General features: G+C 31.2%; 3 protein-coding genes. 1 reads left to right on the plus strand and 2 read right to left on the minus strand.

The window, feature by feature from the left end:
* Window positions 1–83: 83 nt before the first annotated feature.
* Complete coding sequence (locus U9R42_14920; GenBank protein MEA3497317.1) at window positions 84–257, plus strand: hypothetical protein; 174 nt, start codon at window positions 84–86, stop codon at window positions 255–257.
* Window positions 258–380: 123 nt separating this feature from the next.
* Here U9R42_14920 and U9R42_14925 read toward each other — a convergent pair whose 3' ends face one another.
* Both U9R42_14925 and U9R42_14930 read right to left on the minus strand, forming a co-directional pair.
* Window positions 381–539, minus strand: coding sequence for a hypothetical protein (locus U9R42_14925; GenBank protein MEA3497318.1), 159 nt, complete (start codon window positions 537–539; stop codon window positions 381–383).
* A 438-nt stretch (window positions 540–977) separates the two neighbouring features.
* Window positions 978–1518, minus strand: a 541-nt coding sequence (locus U9R42_14930; GenBank protein MEA3497319.1) for a Fic family protein, incomplete at its 5' end; no start/stop codon positions are given.

The raw sequence follows: 1518 nt of genomic DNA on the forward strand, positions 1-1518 counted from the left end.
GCATTAAGATTTTCAGAGTTTTTTATAGACAATGAAAAAAATTGAAACAAATCAGGATAATGTAAAAATTTTTGAAGAAGTATATGAAAAACTCTGAAAACCCTTTGGGAACAAAGATAATAAATAATCTGACTGCGTTAAAATTTTGCTCAATAGCTACGGCTATTCAGAAAAATTTGTGCCTTGCATCTTATTCATTATCTTTGTTTCTTAAAAGAAATGTATTTATAGAACCTCCCTATAAATTTCATTTATAAAAATAGAAATTATTCCTTTGGTGGCAAATTATTTTTTTCTACAAATTGTTTAATCTTTTCTTGCCTGCCGAGCCTTGGTAAGCAGGTTCAACAATTCATAAAAAAAACGTAGGTAAGCTTGCACTATGGGATTTGTATTTCTACACCATCTATTATCTTTTCAAAAAGGGTCGTAGGTCTGTCTTTAAGTTTCCTTTTTTTTGCAGCAAGTTCATAATTTTGTATGGCTTCATCGTAAAGCTGAATCAGGTTGTCTTCTACTTTTTTCTTTGAGTTCAACATAATTGTCGCAGCAAAAAAAGTATAGCCCGTTGAGCTTGTGCTGGTTTCTTTGTTTTTAAAATCGTCCCGCAGTTCTTCAAATGTATCGTATCCAAACTGCCCGAGTATATAACGGAATAATATGAGTTGTTTGTTTATACCGAAAGGTTATCATGTAAAAGAAAATAAATTTTCTTAACATGCTAATCCATCGGCATAATACTAGTTTCTTCTTAATTAATTTGATGACGGTTTAGTATTAGTTGCATACAGAATAGTTTTGCACAGTATTATCTATTTTTTGTGCGTAAATCAATGATTGTGCACATCAATTGTGCATGAGATTTATAGATTGCACAAAATATGTATAAATTTGTGCAATACAATTTTGCATTGCACAAATGCTGTGAATGTTTTTAACTCCATACTGAATAATAAGTGGTATTTGTGCAAAATTTATCATTGTTGTAGTAATTGATATAACTCTTGATTCACATACAGCGATTCGCTCCCCGATTGCTTTTTTTCCAGAATGCCAATCTTTACAAGTGCTCCGAGGTATTTGCTTGCTGTATTTCTTGAAGCAATATTCCTGTCAACCAAAAATGCTATTTTACAATAGGGCTGTTCAAATAATAGCGATACCAATTCATAAGAATAAACATCTGGTATTTCTTTTTGTACCTTATCCAATGTTTCTTGAAAGAGTGAATAAATATTGTTTACTTTTTTTAGGGTATAAATAGCTGTTTCCTTTACGGCTGTAAGCATATAAATAATCCATGCTGTCCAGTTCCCGGAATTAGTTACATCTCTCAAAAGGCTATAATAATCATTTTTGTATGTATTAATATACTTTGACAAATAAAGAATCGGGTAATCTAAAAGATTAAGTTTTGAGAGATATAAAACATTCAATACCCTTCCGGTTCTACCGTTTCCATCACTAAATGGGTGAATAGCTTCAAACTGGTGATGCAGGATAGCCATTTTAATTAAA

This window comes from Bacteroidota bacterium (assembly GCA_034723125.1).
Lineage (GTDB): Bacteria > Bacteroidota > Bacteroidia > CAILMK01 > JAAYUY01 > JAYEOP01.